Origin of the sequence: Terriglobus sp. YAF25 (assembly GCF_052113305.1) — a bacterium.
GTDB lineage: Bacteria > Acidobacteriota > Terriglobia > Terriglobales > Acidobacteriaceae > Terriglobus.
In genome coordinates this window covers 1-1,266 of sequence record NZ_JBFRCY010000998.1, presented here as the reverse complement: position 1 = coordinate 1,266, position 1,266 = coordinate 1, and the positions used below count along the sequence as shown (strand labels likewise).

Here is a 1,266-nt window from a genome sequence, read left to right as displayed (position 1 = left end):
CCGTCAATCGGGCATGATAGTGATAGTCCATCCGTTCCTCCGGAAACTTCTATTTGCTCGTCACAAACAGAATCTCCAGATACAAACGGATGGACAACAACCTCTTGAAACATCACAGGTGCCCCACCCTCACGAAGTTAGGGTGGGTACGAATCCACGGAATTATGGCGCGGGCCTTCAGCCCTTTAACATCTTGTTGGCACTGCAACCTGGGGCGTTGCCCCAGGCTGATATGGAACGCGCCTTCAGCGCTTTAACGCCCCCCGCCATACAGACTCATCCTTCAATGAATTTCGCATGAAATCACAGAGCACCTGTCTCCTCTTAAGTTTGAGTTAAGTCGCAAGCGCCTACGCTGAAGTTCAGTTAGTGCCCCCCAACGACTTACCACATCGTAGAGACCTCTCCCCCTTGCACGTAAAGAGGCCGACGATGTAGGGAATCCATTCACTCCAACCCGGGCTTTTCAAAGGGATAAGAGCGTATGCGCAAATTTTTCTGGCAAAGTTTTGTTCTTCTATTTGTCTGTCTATGGGCGGATAGATCTCTCACTGCACAAACAATCTCCGGTGGAATCGCAGGAAACGTGCGCGATACCGCCGGAGCTGTTCTCGTCAGTGCAAAGGTGGTTCTTGAACCATCGCAACGTCAGGTAGCTACGGACAATCATGGAGAGTTTCGTTTCCCCAACCTGGCTCCGGGTACATACACGCTTACCGCGTCGTATGTGGGATTTAAGCAGTTCATCACGACCGTCAGTGTCGTCTCGAATCAGACGCAGAACGTTGCGGCAATGCTCGAGGTAGCATCTGACAGCGATACGGTGATCGTTACAGCGCCTCGCCTGCGCGGCGATGCCGAAGCCATCAACATTGAGCGTATGTCTGCCGAGATCGTTCAGGTTGCGCCGGCGGGTGTGATCACCAGTCTTCCCAACACGAATATCGCCGATGCCATCGGYCGTCTGCCCAGTGTGTCGCTGGAACGAGATGAGGGCGAAGGAAAGTACGTGCAGATCCGTGGAACGGAGCCGCGGCTTTCCAACTTGACCATCAACGGTGTCAACGTGCCATCGGTGGAGGTGACGGTACGCAACGTCAAGATGGATGCGATTCCATCCAACGGGATTGACCGTATCGAGGTCTACAAAACCCTTGCTGCAGACCAGGATGCTGATGGTGTGGGCGGCACCGTGAACCTCGTAACACCCACGGCGCAGGATAAGCCAACCTACTCGCTTAACGGAACCGCGGGCTACAACCCCCC

Annotated in this window: 1 protein-coding gene; it reads left to right on the top strand. The window is 54.1% G+C overall.

Translation table 11 applies throughout. The features are described 5' to 3' along the window. Positions 1-586 precede the first annotated feature (586 nt). Positions 587-1,266 (top strand): TonB-dependent receptor plug domain-containing protein (locus AB4043_RS25975; protein ID WP_442308584.1); only part of this gene is annotated, 680 nt, incomplete at its 3' end.